Genomic DNA, 18257 nt, shown 5'->3' with positions numbered 1-18257 from the left:
AAATGACCTATTGTTGTGCATTACGATTAAAAGATGGCATGGTATTTGTCAGTGATACACGTACAAATGCAGGAGTTGACCATATTTCAGTTTTTCGTAAACTTTATACCTTTGGTATTGCGGGTGAGCGATTTATTACCATCCAAACCTCTGGGAATTTAGCTACTACACAAGCGGTCATCGGGCATTTACAAAATCAGCTAGAGGTCAAACAAGAGCCGAATTTATATAGTGTAAATACGATGTTCGAAGTGGCTGAATTGGTCGGGCATACCTTAAAAAAAGTTATCTCTGATGTCACCTCTGATATTTTAGAACAAAGTAATTATTACTGTAGTTTATTAGTAGGTGGTCAAATTGGTAGCGCTGATATGCAGCTATATAATATCTATCCGCAAGGTAATTTTATTTGTGCGACACCGGATACCCCATATTTTCAAATTGGAGAAAGTAAATATGGTAAGCCGATACTTGACCGAACTTTGCGTTACGATATGCCACTCGATGAAGCAATGCGTTGTAGCTTAATTTCTTTTGATTCAACGATACGTTCGAATGTGTCTGTAGGTATGCCTTTAGATGCTTTGGTTTATAAAAAGGACAGTTTAGAAATACCAAATGGTAAGCGCATTTATGAAGAAGACCCATACTTCACCATGATCAGTAAAGGCTGGTCAGAAGCATTGCGTCAGGGCTTAATAGAATTGGCAAAACCAACAGCTGACTATTTTCAATAACGATTTGATCAACGAATAGATCAATTTAAAAAGCGAATAAAAAAAGCGAGATAAAAAAAGCCCAGATTTGATCTGGGCTTTTTGATTTGGCTAATTAAGCTAATTTACGTACAGGGCGCGCGCTCATACGGCATAATAATTCATAGCCAATGGTTCCGTTCGCTTCTGCAACGTCATCAACTAAACGGTCTTTACCCCAAAGCTCAACTTCAGTGCCTATTGGTGCATTCATACCAGTGATATCAATCGCAATCATATCCATGGCAACACGGCCAATTACACGCGTTTTCTGACCGTGGATCGATACATAGTTTTGTTTAGGGAAGGCACGTGGGTATCCGTCCCCATAACCAATCGACACAATCGCAAGATCCATTTCTTGTTCTGCAACGAAAGTCGATCCATAACCCACAGATTCACCAGCTTGAATGGTATTTAGAGCTATGACTTCAGCGGTAAACGTCATCACCGGTTTAAGATCTAACACTTCTACAGAACGATCTGAAAAAGGTGTTGCGCCATATAGCATGATGCCTGGGCGAACAAAATCAAAATTCAGTTCTGGCCATTTGAAAATTGCAGCTGAGTTACAGCACGAACCCATGATTGGCGCACAGGCTTCTTTTACGTGTAAAAATTGTTCACGTTGTTGGTCATTTAGTGGATGATTTTCTGCGTCAGCATTGGCAAAATGCATAGTCAGTACGCAAGTAAAACCTTCCGCCTTTAATGCATTGATGACATCAATAATTTCAGACACTTTAAAGCCTAAACGGTTCATACCGCTGTTGAGTTTGACCCAAACTTTTAGACCTTGAGCGATATAGGCATCTTTATGCGCACGTAACCAATCTAGTTGTTGCTGATGATGCACCACACATTCAATTTTTTTATCGATGATAATTTGCATTTCATCATCAGAGAAAATGCCTTCAATCAAGGTAATGGGTTGTTCATAACCCAGTTCACGAATTTCTAAGGCTTCTTCTAGGCAGGCAACACCGAAGGCATCGCTGTCTTTTAAGGCTGCTAAGCAGTCTTTAACTCCATGTCCATAAGCATTGGCTTTCACCATGCTTACAATTTTAGCGGTTGGGGCAAGTTGTTTGACACGGTTTAAATTATATTGAAGTGCTTGTTGATCAATATAAACTGTAGCTTGGCGCACCCTAAATACTCCTACAGGGTCGATGAATTAATGGATGATAAAGAGTCTTTACTCTTCATCATCATACTGAGCATAAAACTCAGGGGAGAGGTTACTAAATTTGGTGTATTGACCTTCGAAGGCAAGACGCACAGTACCAATTGGACCGTTACGCTGTTTACCAATAATAATTTCTGCAGTACCTGCTTCTTTAGACTCTTTGTTATAAACCTCGTCGCGGTAAATAAACATGATCAAATCGGCATCCTGCTCGATCGCACCCGATTCACGTAAGTCAGACATCACTGGGCGTTTATTGGGACGGTTTTCCAGTGATCGGTTCAACTGTGACAGTGCAATAACAGGGCAATGCATTTCTTTAGCCAGTGCCTTTAAGCTTCTGGAAATTTCCGAGATCTCGCCAACACGGTTATCGCCCATACCGGGTACTTTCATAAGCTGCAAGTAATCGACCATGATACACCCGAGTTTACCGCCATGCATTTTTGCAATTCGGCGCGCACGGGCACGTACTTCCGTTGGCGGTAGTGCAGATGAGTCATCGATATACAAATTCTTTTCTTGGAGATGCACAATGGTACTGGTGACTTTTGACCATTCATCAGCATCCATTTTACCTGCACGTAAATGCCCTTGGTGTACACGACCGAATGATGAAATCAAACGCATCGCAATCGAATCCGCGGGCATCTCCATAGAGTAAACTAGAGCGGGCAGGTTATTATTAAACAGCACACTTTCAACCAAGTTCATGGCGAAAGTGGTTTTACCCATCGATGGACGGGCCGCTACAATAATCAAATCGCCTGCTTGCATACCTGAGGTTTTATTATCAAGTTCTACAAATCCAGTGGTTAAACCCGTGATACTGCCTTCAGTTTGTGAAAGTTCATTCAACTTATCAAAAACACTAGCAACGACAGAGTTAATAGCTTTAGGGCCTTGTGCTTTGGCGTTGTTGTTGTGTTGCTCGGCAATCGAGAAAATATTGGTTTCTGCGAGATCTAAAATTTCACTGACCGTACGACCTTTGGTGTCATAGGCATTTTGTAAAATTTCTGAGCTGACTTTAATCATGCTGCGTAAAGTGGAAAATTCTTTAATTTTTGCAGCATAAGTTTCAAGGTTATAGAAACTTGAAGGTGAATCTGACATGAGTTGCATCAGATATTCTTCACCACCTGCAGCATCGAGCAAGTTTTGTTTAATCAGCCAGTCATTGACCAAGACCGCATCATAAGGTGAGCTATCTTTTGATAGCTGGTCGATGGCACGGAAAATATATTTATGACGGGTCGCATAAAAATCAGCTTCAGTCAGTACATCACCCACTTGCTCAAATGATTCTGCAACGGTCATCAGTGCAGCAAGCACAGCTTGTTCAATCGCAAGGTTATGGGGTGGGGTACGAAACTCTTTCAACGAACTTTGTTCTGTGGTTTTTGCTGTTGGCGTAGAGTTTGGCTTGCTGGCATTCGCCTGTGACATAAAAATCCCTGATGCTGAAACCATTTAATGTGATGGAAATGGGTGCTAATTACAGTTTTTTCAACTCTTCATTGAACTGAAATGATAGGCGTTTTCTACAGAAATGCGAACAAGTATTTCCGATTAATTCGTCACACATTGAATTGAATGAAGAGTTGAAAATGTAAAAAAGTTGGAGCACTATTTTTTACAGATAAAAAAAGAGCATGCGTAAGCATGCTCTTTTCTTTGCAAGAAATTACTCAGCTACGATAGTAACTAGAACTTCTGCAACAACATCATGATGCAATTGGATTGCGATGTTGAATTCACCAGTGTTGCGAAGCGCACCATTTGGTAAACGAACTTCTGCGCGGTCTACAACAAGACCAGCATTAGTTAACGCGTCAGCGATGTCACGAGTACCGATAGAACCGAATAGTTTACCTTCGTCACCAGCTTTAGCAGTGATCACGATGTTAACTTCGTTCAATTGGTCAGCACGTGCTTGAGCAGCAGCTAATACTTCAGCTTCTTGTTTCTCAAGTTCAGCACGACGAGCTTCAAATGCAGCAGTGTTAGCTTCAGTAGCAGCAACTGCTTTACCTTGAGGGATAAGGAAGTTACGGCCGTAACCAGCTTTAACTGAAACTTTATCGCCTAATTTACCAAGGTTTTTAATGCGTTGTAATAAGATAATATCCACAGCTCAACCTCACTTATGATTGTCAGTGTAAGGGATCAAAGACAAGTAGCGAGCTTGTTTAATAGCTAGCGCTAATTGACGTTGGTAACGAGCTTTAGTACCTGTAATACGGCTAGGAACAATCTTGCCGTTTTCAGTGATGTACTGTTTTAAAGTGTCGATATCTTTGTAGTCGATGTACGTAACGTTCTCAGCTGTAAAGCGGCAGAACTTGCGACGACGGTAAAAACGTGCCATGTTATGTTCTCCTTATGCTTCAGCAGAGTCTTGAGCTTGTTGTGCTTCTTCACGTTGAGCTTTACGCGCACGTTTTTCTTCAGCACTCTTAGCCAATAGTGACTCTTCAGTGATAGCGTTTTCACGACGGATGATAAGGCTACGAATGATTGCATCGTTATAACGGAACAATTCTTCTAGCTCATCAAGAGTAGTTTGACCACACTCAACATTCATAAGAATGTAGTGAGCTTTGTGGATCTTGTTGATTGGGTAAGCCAATTGACGACGGCCCCAGTCTTCAAGACGGTGGATTTGACCTTCAGCTTCTTTGATGTGAGTTAGGTAACGTTCTACCATACCCACAACTTGATCGCTTTGGTCTGGATGTACCAATAGTACGATTTCGTAGTGACGCATTGTCAGCTCCTTACGGTTTAGGCAGCCCCAATCATTAATTGATTGAAGCAAGGAGTCACAACTAAAGTTGTGTCGCAAAGTTTGCGAAGCGTGAATTTTAGAGCGTTTAGGTTTGAAATACAAGGCATACACCTAAAAAGGCTTAATTATTTTGTGGTTTAATGACTATCTTTAATACACAGCTAGAATCGGATGCAGATTGTAAAATAGGAGATATGTTTTTAATTGCGGGGAGCTTATCTTGTATTTGATGAGTTACGATCATATAGACGTTGTAATGATATAAATTTGATTTAAATTAAAGATCTTTTGTCATATTTGATTGTAGATATCGATTTGAATGCTAATACAAATATGAAATATTTTTGTACTTGTCTGAAATCTATTGTACATGGGTAGATATTGGGAGAATCAGCGTTAAAACAGTTTTAGTGTGTATAGTAGTATTTCGATCTAAATTTTAGCTTTGCATTGAAGATGCCTAGAAATAAAAAAAGATAGAGTAAAACTCTATCTTTTTAAAAAAATACAATTGGCTTTAGAGGAGCAGTGGAAGTGAAACTAAAAATTAAACTAATCACTGTGATCAATTTGACTGAAAACATGAAATATTGTTTTGCCCAAATTTGATCATCTTCAGCTTTGAATCCTTGAATGGTCAGATAAATCCAATACAGACTTAAGGCATTTAGGACAATCATATAAATCCAATTCGCATAACCAAAAAAGAATAAACCGTTCATGGTGATGCAGAACAAAATCACGTAAACCAAAGATTCAACCTTGGTACGGTGAATTGAACGTGCTACAGGTAAAATTGGAATTCCTGCATTTTTGTAGTCATCAAATCGGTAAACTGCAATTCCCCAAGAATGAGGCATTTGCCAAAATGCATAACCAATAAAAATCAGCAATGCACCTAAATCAAACTGGTTTGCAACAGCCGTATACCCGATTACAGGTGGCGCTGCGCCAGAAAGACTGCCGATAATGGTTTGATGAATTGTTGTTCGTTTTGTCCATAAGCTGTAAAAACCAACGTATACGACAAAACCAATAACAGCAAAAAGAAAAGCGTAAGCATTTACCCAGAACCATAAAATGCTAAAACCAAATACACCTAAAACTAAAGCAAAAACTAAAGCAACAGGAATCGAGATTGATTTTTTAACCATCGCACGATTTTGTGTGCGTTGCATTTTTGAGTCGATGTCTTGGTCAATAACGTTATTGACAACACATCCAGAAGCGACCACAAAGAGGGTGCCTAAGAGGGTAAGAAGCAACAGAAGGAAATCTACAGAACCTTGGGCAGCTACAAAGTAGCCACCCAAAGCGGTAACAAAGTTACCAAAGAGAATTCCTGGTTTAGTCAGGAATAAATACTTTTTCAGCATGACGACCAGTTTAGATCATCATGTTGAAGTGAAGGTAGTTCATAATCCACACAGAACCTACTAAAAGGATAGCAATTGTGAGGATTGTATAAACAAATGCAATCACGTTCCAGCGTTGCTCTGAAGAAGAGTTCATATGCAGGAAGTAAACTAACTGAATAAGAACCTGAGCAACCGCAGTAATCGCGATTACGGCAACCAATAGACCACGGCTAAAACCACCTGCCATTACCATACCGAATGGAATTACGGTAAGTAGAACAGAAAGGATAAAACCGATTGTATATTGTTTAACGTTACCGTGAGCTGCACCAGCAGAGTTATGATCGTGACTCATTAGATAACTCCCATCAAGTAAACAACGCTGAATACACAGATCCAAACGATGTCAAGGAAGTGCCAGAACAAGCTTAGGCAAGCAAGACGACGAGTGTTTGGAAGTGTCAAACCATATTTCTTGATTTGGAACATCAACACAAGCATCCATACCAAACCAGAAGTTACGTGAATACCGTGCGTACCAACTAAAGTAAAGAACGCAGATAAGAACGCACTTGTGCTTGGGCCATGACCAGCATGAACTAAATGATTGAACTCATAAAGTTCCATGCCAATGAAGGCTGCACCAAATACCCAAGTAACTGCTAACCAAGTTAAAACTTGACCAACATTTTTCTTGTATGCTGCAAGAACAGCAAAACCAAAAGTTACAGAAGAGATAAGAAGGGCGAAAGTTTCAGTTAAAACGAAACCTAAAGATTCACCAAACAGCTCTTGTGCACTTGGCGTACCCACTGGAACGTGGCTACTTAATACAGCGAACGCGATGAAGAGTGTCCCGAAAAGAACCAAGTCACTCATCAAGTAAGTCCAGAAACCAAAGACAGTGATGTCAGTATCATCGTGATGATGATGTTCGTCATGTCCGTGGTTGTCGTGATGAAGTACTTCAGCCATTGTCTTAGTCCTTCTTCAAATGTTTTTCAAGAAGCGCGTAGCGTTCATTTTCAATACGTTCAACTTCTGCAGCTGGAACATAGTAGTCAACTTTCTTAGTGAAAGAAGAAACGATGAAGCTGATAATTGAAGCAATGAAAGTTACAACGACTAACCACCAGATATGCCAGATTAATGCGAAGCCCATAACTGTAATAAACATTGCAATTACGAAACCTGCCGCACGGTTTGTAGGCATATGGATGTCTTCGTATGTAGTTGGCTTAGCGTAAGCAACACCATTTTCTTTGTCAGTCCAGAAAGTATCAATACCATTGATCTTTGGAAGATAAGCAAAGTTATAGAATGGTGAAGGAGATGAAGTAGCCCACTCAAGAGTACGACCATCCCAGATATCGCCAGTAACGTCCATGTTGTCTTTGCGTTGAAGGAAACCAACAACGATTTGCATAACAAAACAGAAGATACCGATAGCAACCAATACAGAACCAAATAAAGCGATCGCTAAGTACGGATCCCATTCAGGGTTGTCATATGTATTCAAACGACGAGTCATACCCATGAAACCAAGGATATAAAGTGGCATGAATGCAAAGTAGAAACCGAAGAACCAGAACCAGAACGCTGCTTTACCCCAAGTTTCATTCAATTTCCAACCAAACATTTTTGGCCAGTAGAAAATGATACCCGCGAACATCGCGAACACTACACCACCAATAATTACGTTATGGAAGTGAGCGATAAGGAATAAAGAGTTGTGTACTAAGAAGTCCGCTGGTGGAACTGCCATTAATACGCCTGTTAAACCACCAATACCGAAAGTCACAAGGAAGCCAAGTGTCCAAAGCATTGGAGTTGTATAGGTGATGCGGCCCTTGTACATGGTGAATAACCAAGAGAAGATTTTCACACCAGTAGGGATCGCAATGATCATGGTCATGATACCGAAGAACGCGTTAACGTTGGCACCAGCACCCATTGTAAAGAAGTGGTGAACCCATACAACTAGTGAAAGAACACCAATTGCTACAGTTGCGTACACCATAGATTTGTAGCCGAACAACGCTTTGCGTGAGAACACAGCAGTAACTTCTGAGTAAATACCAAAAGCTGGTAATACCAAGATGTAAACTTCCGGGTGACCCCAAGTCCAAATCAAGTTTACATACAACATTGGGCTACCACCCATGTCATTTGTAAAGAAATGGAAGCCGAAGTAACGGTCAAGTGAAAGCATTGCAATAGTCGCAGTCAAAACTGGGAATGTTGCAACGATAAGCACTACAGTAACTAATGCAGTCCAAGTGAAAATAGGCATGTCCATAAGTTTCATGCCAGGCGCACGCATTTTGATGATGGTAACGAAGAAGTTAACACCAGTAAGAAGCGTACCTAGACCAGAAACCTGAAGTGCCCAGATATAGTAGTCTACACCTACACCTGGAGAGTATTCGATGCCAGAAAGTGGAGGGTAAGCCATCCAACCTGTTGCAGCGAATTCACCAATTGCAAGAGAAGCCATCATCAAGCCCGCAGCGCCGGCGAATAACCAGAAGCTAAGAGAGTTTAATAATGGGAATGCTACGTCACGTGCACCAATTTGAAGTGGTACAGCAACGTTCATTAAACCAACAACTAGACCCATTGCTACGAAGAAGATCATGATTACGCCATGGGCAGTAAAGATCTGGTCATAGTGTTCTGGGTGTAAGTAACCTTCACCGCCACCTTTTGCAAGGAACAGTTGAAGACGCATCATAATCGCATCGGCAAAACCACGCACAAGCATGACAATTGACACGAGGATATACATGATACCAATTTTTTTATGGTCTACAGATGTGAACCATTCGTTCCACAAGTAGCCCCATTTTTTAAAGTAGGTGATACCAGCAACAATTGCGATACCGCCAAGGATCATCATTGCAACAGTAACCAACACGATTGGGTCGTGTGGAATTGCATCTGGTCCTAACTTACCTAATAAGCTCATGTCTTATTCCCCTGCAACAGTCGCATGTTCAACGCCTGCATGAGCTTCAGAAGCAGCAGCTTCGTGTCCAACAGTAGCTGTATGATCAGCACCGTGGTAGTTGCTCATGTATTTGTTAATCACTGATTCGAACAATTTAGGTTCAACTGAAGAATAGTAAGTCACTGGGTGTGGCTTAGTAGGGTAAGGCTTCATTGCTTCAGCTAGAGCCTTCTCTTCAGGAGTAGTTGCTTTGGCAACTAAAACTTCGATCTGGTGTTTAGAACGGTTGCCGTCACGTAAGGTTGCAAATTCAGCTTGGTCTAAAACAGTTTTTTGAACCGCTTCAGGATTAACTGAAGAACCATTACCAGCTTTAACAGCAGAAACCCATTCAGCAAACTGAGCATCAGTCACAGCATGTGCACGGAAGCGCATTTGTGAGAAGCCATAACCTGAATAGTTAGAAGAGAAACCACGGAAGCCTTCAGTAGGACTAGTTTCATCAGCTAATAAGTTCAAGTGAGTTTGCATACCTGCCATAGCATAAATCTGACCACCTAACGCCGGAATGAAAAATGAGTTCATTGTGAAGTTAGATGTTAAACGAAGGCTTACAGGAGTTTTCTCAGGGAAGCGGATCTCGTTTACAGTCGCGATGCCTTGTTCAGGGTAGATGAAGATCCATTTAAATTGTTCAGCAATAACTTGAACAGTTAAAGGAGCTTTATCTGACTCGAGTGGACGGTAAGGGTCATACTTGTGGGAACCCCACCAAGTTAACCAAGCTAAAATAGCGATAATAATTACGGGAATACCCCAAACTACAACTTCAATTGCAGTCGAGTGTGCCCAAGTAGGTGCATAGTCTGCATCTTTATTTGACGCGCGATATTTCCAACCAAACCAAAGAGCCATAAGTGCTGATGGAATAACTACCAACAACATTAGGTAGATCGCAGTAAGCATGAGGTTTGACTGACCTTCAGCAACTGGACCTTTTGAGTTTAGAAGTACCATATCACCACCACACCCAGTTAAGAGTGCAGCGATCGCAGATAAAGACAATACAGCTAAAATTGTTTGTCTCATTTTACAACCTCGGTGAAGAGTCCCATTCCCTAATTTTTAAAATTGGGATAGCGAATAAAGTGTCGCATGATTGTGATTTTTCAGATATGAAAAAAAGTTCACAATGATGTGACACCGCTACGTTGTAGGGCATTATGCCTGATATCGGCAAACTAAGCTATACATAAAGATGCTTTAAATGACTGTATTAAAACCCTATTTTGTTGGTCGGGATTGTGTTTTTTTTATCTGAATTTTATTTTAATTTCAATGTAATGCACAAAAAAGGGATGAAAAATTCATCCCTCAATAAAAGTGAAAGTTATTGGTTTATTACCTTGGTTTTTGCTAACTTGTCATGCAAAGTTTGACGCTTTTTACCGAAAATAAAAACGGAATCAATGATTGCGCTTAAAGGCATCGATAAAAAGTTCAAAAAAATAAATAAAACACTACGTAAAGTGAAGCCACGCATGAGGTTTACAGGTTGGCTGGTTTCGGCATCTACGATTTTAATTTTGGTGATTTTTTTACCAATACTTTGACCAGATTTAGCAATCAAATACGCTTGAATGAAAAGCATAATGAAGAGGTAAGCAAACATTGCAATCCAAGCTTGGTTGGGAAACATCTCAACCATTTGTGTTTGTAGTGCTTGTAAAACATTAGGGTCAGCATTTGGGGTCATCACAGCTTGCATAAACTGTTCATTTAGATTGGCAAATTGTGTCTTTTCACTTGGATTAAAAAATGCCGTTAAGATAAAAGTTGCCGGTATCCAAAGCAGTAAATCAACAATCTTAGCCAAAACACGTTTAGGAATACTGGCTAGGCTAGTTTGCAATTGTACCGCTTGAGGCTGTGCGTAGGTGTTCGATGGCGTAGTTGCAGTTTGATTTGATTCGAATGCTGTCGGTGCTATATAACCTGCAGGCATATAAACCAACTGACCTTGAGTGAGTTCACCCAAAGCTTTCCATTCGGTCATACCTTGGTGCCAAACCAAGTCCGTGAGTAACACTTGTTGGCTCGCGAGCATTTGGTTAAGTTGTTCTAAGGTATAGGGACCAGCTTGTTGGTTATTTCGTGCCAAGTAAATCTGCATAAAACTAAAATCTCAAAAAACGTCTGTAAAAGTATAAATAAAAAAAAAGACCCACATGTGGGTCTTTTTTTAACACAGTTTATTAAGCTTGTTGAGCTTTTTCTTCAGAAAGGAAGAACCAAGTGTCTAATACTGAGTCTGGGTTAAGCGAAACAGACTCAATGCCTTGTTCCATTAACCATTTAGCTAGGTCAGGGTGATCTGAAGGGCCTTGACCACAAATACCTACGTATTTGCCAGCTTTACGACAAGCATGGATTGCCATAGAAAGAAGTGCTTTAACGGCTGGATCACGTTCATCAAATAGGTGAGAAACGATACCAGAGTCACGGTCTAGACCGAGTGTTAACTGAGTTAAGTCGTTAGAACCGATAGAGAAACCGTCGAAGTGTTCAAGGAACTGTTCAGCCAATAATGCGTTAGTTGGAAGTTCACACATCATGATCACTTTAAGACCGTTTTCACCACGTTTGAGGCCGTTAAGTGCTAACAATTCAATAACACGTTTCGCTTCAGCAACAGTACGTACGAAAGGAATCATGATTTGAATGTTAGTTAAGCCCATTTCGTCACGTGCTTTTTTCAGTGCGCGGCATTCAAGTTCGAAGCAGTCACGGAAATTGTCAGACACATAACGGCTTGCACCACGGAAGCCAAGCATTGGGTTTTCTTCTTCAGGTTCGTATAACTTACCACCGATTAAGTTTGCATATTCGTTTGACTTAAAGTCAGACATACGAACAATCACTGGTTTGTCAGCAAACGCTGCAGCAAGTGTAGAAATACCTTCAACTAGTTTTTCAACATAGAATTCGATAGGAGATGCATAACCCGCAGTACGTGACATTACAGCAGCACGAGTTTCACGTGGTAGGCTGTCAATATTAAGCAATGCTTTAGGATGTACGCCGATCATACGGTTGATGATGAACTCAAGACGAGCAAGACCAACACCTTCGTTAGGAATTTGAGCAAAGTCAAATGCGCGGTCAGGGTTACCTACGTTCATCATAATTTTGAACGGAAGTTTAGGCATAGATTCGATAGAATTACGTTGGATTTCAAAGTCCAAAGCACCTTCGTAAATAAAGCCTGTGTCACCTTCAGCACAAGAAACAGTCACTTCTTGACCGTCAGTCAATACTTCAGTCGCATTACCACAACCTACGATTGCAGGAACACCAAGCTCACGTGCAATAATCGCAGCGTGACAAGTACGGCCACCACGGTTAGTGACAATCGCAGCTGCACGTTTCATTACTGGTTCCCAATCTGGGTCAGTCATGTCAGATACAAGTACGTCGCCGTCTTGAACTTTGTCCATTTCTTTGATTGAAGTCACAATACGAACGCGACCAGAACCAATGCGTTGACCGATTGAACGGCCTTCACAAATCACATTACCTTTTTGCTTAAGCAGGTAACGCTCCATTGTGCCTACGTTTTGGCGGCTCTTCACAGTTTCAGGACGTGCTTGAACGATATAGATTTGGCCATCATCGCCATCTTTCGCCCATTCGATGTCCATTGCTGAACCGTAATGGTTTTCAATGATCAATGCTTGTTTAGCAAGTTCTTGAAGTTCGTGGTCATTTAAAGCGAATTGTTGACGATCTGCTTTTTCAACGTCTACAACAACCACTGATTTACCAGCAGCGCCTTCTTCACCATAAATCATTTTTTGGTGTTTAGAACCAAGGTTACGACGTAATACAGCGTGTTTGCCTGCATTTAAAAGTGGTTTAGATACATAGAATTCGTCAGGGTTTACAGCACCTTGTACAACCATTTCACCCAAGCCATAAGAAGCTGTGATGAAAACTGCGTCGCGGAAACCAGATTCTGTATCTAGTGTAAACATTACACCAGCTGCACCTGTTTCAGAGCGAACCATGCGTTGAACACCTGCAGATAACGCAACGACGTCATGTGCGAAGTTTTGGTGTACACGGTAAGAGATTGCGCGGTCGTTATAAAGTGAAGCAAATACTTCTTTAATCGCAATAAGGACGTTGTCGATACCACGGATGTTCAAGAAAGTTTCTTGTTGTCCAGCAAATGAAGCATCTGGTAAGTCTTCTGCTGTTGCAGATGAGCGAACGGCAACCGCAATATCAGGGTTGCCGTTTGAAAGAGCTGTGAAAGCCTCACGAATTTCTGTTTCAAGTTCAGCTGTAAGCGGAGTGTCTACAATCCATTGACGGATTTTTGCACCAGTTTCAGCAAGTGCATTTACATCGTCAACATTGAGTGCAGCAAGTTCAGCGTTAATTTTAGCGTTTAGGCCACTTTGCTCGAGGAATTCACGATATGCTTGAGCTGTAGTAGCAAAACCACCAGGAACAGATACACCAGCATTTGCTAGATGGCTGATCATTTCACCTAATGATGAGTTTTTACCACCCACGAGTTCTACGTCGTGTTTCCCTAATTTTTCTAGACCAATTACGCGCGCTTCCAAAGTTGTTACTCCACTTTTGCAGTATTAATCACTATCTTGGCATGAAATTATAACAAATTACTTAGCATTCTAAATTTACTAAGTGACAGTCATGTAAGATGGTTTACTATAAAGATTATATAGCACTAAGACAAATTTTGGAGGAGAATTTTAATGTCAGAAGGTAAACAGATTCAGCGTAGTGTTTTCTTTGTTTCGGATGGTACCGCGATTACCGCAGAAACCCTTGGACACTCACTGTTAGCCCAGTTCCCTCATGTGGATTTTGACATTCATATTATTCCATATATTACCTCTGAAGAAGCTGCTACAAATGTGGTTGCAGAGATCAATCTTAGAGCGCAGCAAGACGGTCAAAAGCCTTTGGTGTTTGATACCCTTGTAGACCCGTATGTACGTGACATTATTAATACTGCAAATGCGATAAATCTTGATGTTTTTGAGGGGCTTATTAGTAAATTGTCGGACGAGTTGGGTACAGCACCTACGACTTTAGTCGGTCAGACCCATGCAGTAACAGATTCTGAGTCTTATAAAGCACGTATTGATGCGGTGCATTTTGCTTTAGATAACGATGATGGGGCACGTACTCGTCATTATGATAAAGCTGATTTGATTTTAATCGGGGTATCACGTTCGGGTAAAACACCAACTTCAATCTATCTCTCTTTACAATTTGGTATTCGTGTAGCGAACTATCCTTTGACAGAAGAAGATTTGGATGACAATCGTTTACCTGCAGTTTTACGTGAGCACAAACATAAGTTGTTTGGCTTGATGATTGATGCAGAGCGCCTTGTAGCAATTCGTTCAGAGCGTAAGGCCAATAGTCGTTATGCAAGTTTTAGTCAGTGCCAAATGGAACTACGTGCGATTGAAGGTATTTATATTTCTGAAGGAATCAAATACTTAAACGTGTCAGAAATGTCGATTGAAGAAATTTCAACACGTGTTTTACAAATGACCGGACTGAAGCGTCGCATTGGTTAAGTGTAAATTGAGCCACTTTGGTGGCTCTTCTGATAATAATAAATTACCGTATAAATTATATAAAAATAGTATTAATTTCTGGTTTGTCATACTTTTAATGAATGATAAATATTTAAGATATTGATGAAAATTTTCCTCAATATTTAGACTTAAATTTTAAGCAATTTTTGCATTCATTTGTGTACCAATTCGATAAATTTCTTTGGATGAAAATTTATAAAATATCGCCAAATTGACAGCATGAATCTTTTAAAAGAATCCGTGTTTTGTTGTATTTTTATCTATGAATTAAGCCTGAATAATCCACTTGATATGAGTTGTGTAAATACAAGATTTAGCTGATTTAGTTTAATATTTAATCAACTTTTCAAAAAATACTGATTTAACTGCTAAAAAAATATGCAAAAAATAGAATAAAAAATAATCAAACAGTTGCTTTTGGATACTAAATATAAAGAAATGGCACCATTTATTTAATTGATGTGGGTGAAAAATAGTCAAATTAATAACATTCAGGCTCTAAACTCCGATATAAATTGATATTTAAACTGGATTTCAATCTGTTATTTTCCTATTAAATATAGATAACAATATAGGTAAATATCGGTTGAACATAAGCATCAATATAAATTTTTCAACTTACAGTTAAAGAGTAAATAGAGCTGTGTAAAAAAATAAGCACTGAAAAAATTATTGGTTTGACTAATCTTCTTATAGCTATATTGATCATAATTATTTCAAAGTTACACCTCTATAAACTCGCTCTATCTACAGGCGTAATGCTGATGCATGATTTATGCAATAGAGCTGATAAAGCTATTTTTCATTTATGAGTTTATAAGAATTTTTAGCCTTATCGAATTGAAGTATCCAATATAGTAGGGGAGCTACCAAAAGCCGCCAGAGATGGCTTTTGGTATTGTGATTTTTGATCAATCACAAAAATTTAATAGATGTCATGTGAAAATAATTGCAATGTCATTACTTTTCTTTGGATTGGTTAGATTCACTGCGAACAATGACATCACACTCAAACGCATGTTCATCTAAAGCCGTGATTGAATTACTCTGAATTTTAGCAATCGGCCAAGTGTTTAAGATGCAGTTGGGCTGCTGTAATGCAGCATAATAATGATCAGATTTTAGAAAAGTTTTATTTTGAATTGCGGTATTTGGACTGAGTAAATGTCTTAACCAATGGTTCGGCACTTGATCTTCTAAAAAGCGAATCGCCAAAATACTCTTAATACGATTGCTAAATAAACGTCGATTTTTTGCAATCAGTGGGTGCTGGATTAATTTATTCAGTAGACGTTCGGTGCGTGGTAAGACAAATTGCGGTTTGATTTGATAGACCATGATGTTATCTGCAACCTGACATAGATGATGTAGTTCAGAGACCACATGCTGATCTATCCCAATAATTGCGATTTTTTGCTTCTTAAAGTCATAATCTTTGATCTGTTCTGAACTGATGATCGTTCCACGAAAGTGTTCAAAATCCTCTAGATGATTATTAAAAATATGGTGGGTTGCATCCTGCTTGTTGGCCATATTTATTCCTTGTCTTTTGTTTTTTTAGTTGAGTCTTAGATAGGAATATATTCTGTGATGGGCCAGTCGGGGTAAAGCGTTTTTTCAGTCTGATGAGTCATACAATTTGTCTAGAATTGATTTGCTTGGCCCTTGTCATTTATACATTTCTAGGAGTGAACTGATTTTTTTATGCGTTGTAGTTCATTAACCGCTCAAGCAGATCGATAAAACAATGAGCGACCTGCATGAACAGCTTTTGAGATCTATAAATTTTGTGAGTTTTAAAGTGGTTCATCATCTGATGAGTTATAGTCAAGCTGACTCGTGGTTGAATGTTTAAGTTCGGGTTGGTCGGTATGTGTACGTAAATAGTCCATATCACGAATATTTTTTTGTACAGCAACTGCACCAAACAGACTCATTAGGAAAGCCATCATGTAAAAACCTTTTTCACTTAATGCCAGTTCAGCATTCCATAGACCAATGGCAAGAAGTACGAGGCAAATAATGACGGATGCCCAGCACAGTCCAAAGTAGATTGCAGTGACATGCATTCCTTCTAAACGGTCACGAATGATTTTTTGTAGTGAAACCGATGAAAATAATCCATAAAGCAATAAAATGAGATAAAAGCCTTTTTCATTCAACATCATATTTGCATTGAATAAACCTATGCAAAACACCACAGCGCCTAAGATCAGTGCACACCAACTTGCTGCGATAAATGCGGGTGTGGGTTTATTAATATATTGGCTCATCTGCTTATTTTTCTCTTTGTTTTGCTTATGTTTAATATTTATACAGCAATAAAAATGAGTAAAGCAATTATTTCGTTGAGGCAATGATGGTTTTTAAGTACAGGTTTGGTCGTTGTTAGCCAAAACCATATTATCTGTTGACTGCTATCCGTCTAAAGAGCCACAAAAAATGTAGTCACAATTCTACCTTTAGACGGATTAAACGCTTGGATTAAATCATTAAGCTTAGAGTCTTAAGCTAGATCATTTTTGATTTGCATTAAACGTTCGAAATTTTCAATGCGCTTATCGGTATCGTAAATGTCGCAGGTGAAAATAAATTCATCAACGTCATATTTGGTGAGTAGGTTTTCTAAACCCGCTCGAACGGTTGCATTTGAACCGACTTGTCCCATAGCGTAGAAATTATCAACAGACATCTTCTCTGCAGCAGACCATAAGCCTTGCATACTGTCGACTGGAGCTTTGAGTTTTAAACTTTGACCGCGCATTAAACCTAAAACCCGTTGGTAAGCACTCGTTGCCAGATATTCTGCTTCTTCATCTGTTTCAGCAACAACCGTTGGTACGCCCATAGAGACATAAGGTTGATCTAAATATTCGGATGCTTGGAAATTCTCACGATAGAGCTGAATCGCTTGTCCAAGCATGCGTGGTGCGAAATGAGAAGCAAAAGAATAGGGTAGACCTAAACGTGCAGCGAGTTGTGCACTGAATAAACTTGAACCTAGCAGCCATACGGGAACATGTGTATTTTGTCCCGGTGTGGCAATGATGCGCTGCTGTGGCTCAGGTGCTTTAAAGTATTGCAATATCTCAAGGACATCCTGTGGAAATTGATCTTCGGTTTCCTGACGGCCACGGCGTAGTGCGCGCATGGTGGTTTGGTCGGTACCTGGTGCCCGACCTAAGCCGAGTTCAATACGTCCAGGATATAACGTTTCAAGTGTGCCAAATTGTTCAGCGACAACTAAAGGCGCATGGTTGGGCAACATAATCCCGCCTGAACCGAGCTTGATGGATTGTGTATTTGCTAAGAGATAACCGAGTAAAACCGCAGTTGCAGAACTTGCGATGCCGTCCATATTGTGGTGTTCGGCTAACCATAGACGGTCATAGCCAAGTTGTTCTGCTTTCTGTGCTAACTGGAGTGCATGTTTGAGCGAAAATTCGATGGTTTTATCATCTCGAACAGGTGCGAGTTCAAGTATTGAAAATTTTGTATCGGCTAGAGTACGCATGTTTTCTCTCAGAGATCTTTATATCGAAATAATACGATATAAAAAGCCTAATGTA

At 39.9% G+C, this 18257-nt stretch carries 17 protein-coding genes; 2 read left to right on the top strand and 15 right to left on the bottom strand.

Annotated features, from left to right (window positions below; all coding sequences use genetic code 11):
* Positions 1-2: 2 nt before the first annotated feature.
* Entirely contained in the window at positions 3-737 is a 735-nt protein-coding gene (locus AC25JC_RS03945) for a proteasome-type protease (RefSeq protein WP_180023501.1), read from the top strand.
* A gap of 94 nt (positions 738-831) precedes the next feature.
* Here AC25JC_RS03945 and alr read toward each other — a convergent pair whose 3' ends face one another.
* From alr to ppsA, 12 genes are all read right to left on the bottom strand, one after another.
* Positions 832-1905: an alanine racemase gene (gene alr, locus AC25JC_RS03940; RefSeq protein ID WP_180133137.1), complete on the bottom strand. Its 1074-nt coding sequence runs from the start codon at positions 1903-1905 to the stop codon at positions 832-834.
* 48 nt (positions 1906-1953) lie between these two features.
* On the bottom strand, positions 1954-3393 hold the full coding sequence (gene dnaB / locus AC25JC_RS03935; RefSeq protein ID WP_078188586.1) for a replicative DNA helicase: 1440 nt from the start codon (positions 3391-3393) through the stop codon (positions 1954-1956).
* Positions 3394-3631: 238 nt separating this feature from the next.
* Positions 3632-4078, bottom strand: a complete 447-nt coding sequence (gene rplI, locus AC25JC_RS03930) for a 50S ribosomal protein L9 (RefSeq protein WP_078188585.1) — start codon at positions 4076-4078, stop codon at positions 3632-3634.
* A gap of 9 nt (positions 4079-4087) precedes the next feature.
* Positions 4088-4315 carry a 30S ribosomal protein S18 gene (rpsR, locus tag AC25JC_RS03925; protein WP_004278792.1) on the bottom strand — a complete coding sequence of 76 codons (228 nt, stop codon included), beginning with the start codon at positions 4313-4315 and terminating at the stop codon, positions 4088-4090.
* Positions 4316-4327: 12 nt separating this feature from the next.
* The gene (gene rpsF / locus AC25JC_RS03920) at positions 4328-4714 is read right to left on the bottom strand and encodes a 30S ribosomal protein S6 (RefSeq protein WP_004696436.1); all 387 of its coding nucleotides are present in this window, start codon (positions 4712-4714) and stop codon (positions 4328-4330) included.
* Between the two features lie 518 nt (positions 4715-5232).
* Entirely contained in the window at positions 5233-6111 is an 879-nt protein-coding gene (cyoE, locus tag AC25JC_RS03915) for a heme o synthase (RefSeq protein ID WP_180107476.1), read from the bottom strand.
* A 10-nt stretch (positions 6112-6121) separates the two neighbouring features.
* Entirely contained in the window at positions 6122-6448 is a 327-nt protein-coding gene (locus AC25JC_RS03910) for a cytochrome o ubiquinol oxidase subunit IV (protein WP_078188582.1), read from the bottom strand.
* A complete protein-coding gene (cyoC, locus tag AC25JC_RS03905) occupies positions 6448-7068 on the bottom strand; it encodes a cytochrome o ubiquinol oxidase subunit III (RefSeq protein WP_078188581.1) in 621 nt (206 codons plus the stop codon). The genes AC25JC_RS03910 and cyoC overlap by 1 nt, the downstream gene beginning before the upstream one ends.
* A 4-nt stretch (positions 7069-7072) precedes the next feature.
* Complete coding sequence (cyoB, locus tag AC25JC_RS03900; RefSeq protein ID WP_078193968.1) at positions 7073-9061, bottom strand: cytochrome o ubiquinol oxidase subunit I; 1989 nt, start codon at positions 9059-9061, stop codon at positions 7073-7075.
* A 3-nt stretch (positions 9062-9064) separates the two neighbouring features.
* Positions 9065-10132, bottom strand: coding sequence for a ubiquinol oxidase subunit II (cyoA, locus tag AC25JC_RS03895; RefSeq protein WP_486923490.1), 1068 nt, complete (start codon positions 10130-10132; stop codon positions 9065-9067).
* A gap of 301 nt (positions 10133-10433) precedes the next feature.
* Positions 10434-11216 carry an RDD family protein gene (locus AC25JC_RS03890; RefSeq protein WP_180093567.1) on the bottom strand — a complete coding sequence of 261 codons (783 nt, stop codon included), beginning with the start codon at positions 11214-11216 and terminating at the stop codon, positions 10434-10436.
* 82 nt (positions 11217-11298) lie between these two features.
* Positions 11299-13677: a phosphoenolpyruvate synthase gene (gene ppsA, locus AC25JC_RS03885; protein ID WP_111884281.1), complete on the bottom strand. Its 2379-nt coding sequence runs from the start codon at positions 13675-13677 to the stop codon at positions 11299-11301.
* A 153-nt stretch (positions 13678-13830) separates the two neighbouring features.
* Between ppsA and ppsR the strand changes: the two genes are divergently transcribed.
* Positions 13831-14667: a posphoenolpyruvate synthetase regulatory kinase/phosphorylase PpsR gene (gene ppsR, locus AC25JC_RS03880; RefSeq protein ID WP_078193964.1), complete on the top strand. Its 837-nt coding sequence runs from the start codon at positions 13831-13833 to the stop codon at positions 14665-14667.
* Positions 14668-15648: 981 nt separating this feature from the next.
* On the opposite strand, the gene AC25JC_RS03875 is transcribed toward ppsR, so the two are convergent.
* The 3 genes from AC25JC_RS03875 to AC25JC_RS03865 form a co-directional block, all read right to left on the bottom strand.
* Positions 15649-16221: an NAD(P)/FAD-dependent oxidoreductase gene (locus tag AC25JC_RS03875; RefSeq protein ID WP_180115133.1), complete on the bottom strand. Its 573-nt coding sequence runs from the start codon at positions 16219-16221 to the stop codon at positions 15649-15651.
* A gap of 263 nt (positions 16222-16484) precedes the next feature.
* Positions 16485-16961, bottom strand: a complete 477-nt coding sequence (gene yiaA / locus AC25JC_RS03870; RefSeq protein WP_180007913.1) for an inner membrane protein YiaA — start codon at positions 16959-16961, stop codon at positions 16485-16487.
* 233 nt (positions 16962-17194) lie between these two features.
* Positions 17195-18202 carry an LLM class flavin-dependent oxidoreductase gene (locus AC25JC_RS03865; RefSeq protein WP_486923489.1) on the bottom strand — a complete coding sequence of 336 codons (1008 nt, stop codon included), beginning with the start codon at positions 18200-18202 and terminating at the stop codon, positions 17195-17197.
* Positions 18203-18257 lie beyond the last annotated feature (55 nt).

Source organism: Acinetobacter sp. P37 (genome assembly GCF_057480965.1).
Note: the sequence above shows the minus strand (reverse complement) of the source record. Positions and strands in the feature narration are given on the sequence as shown.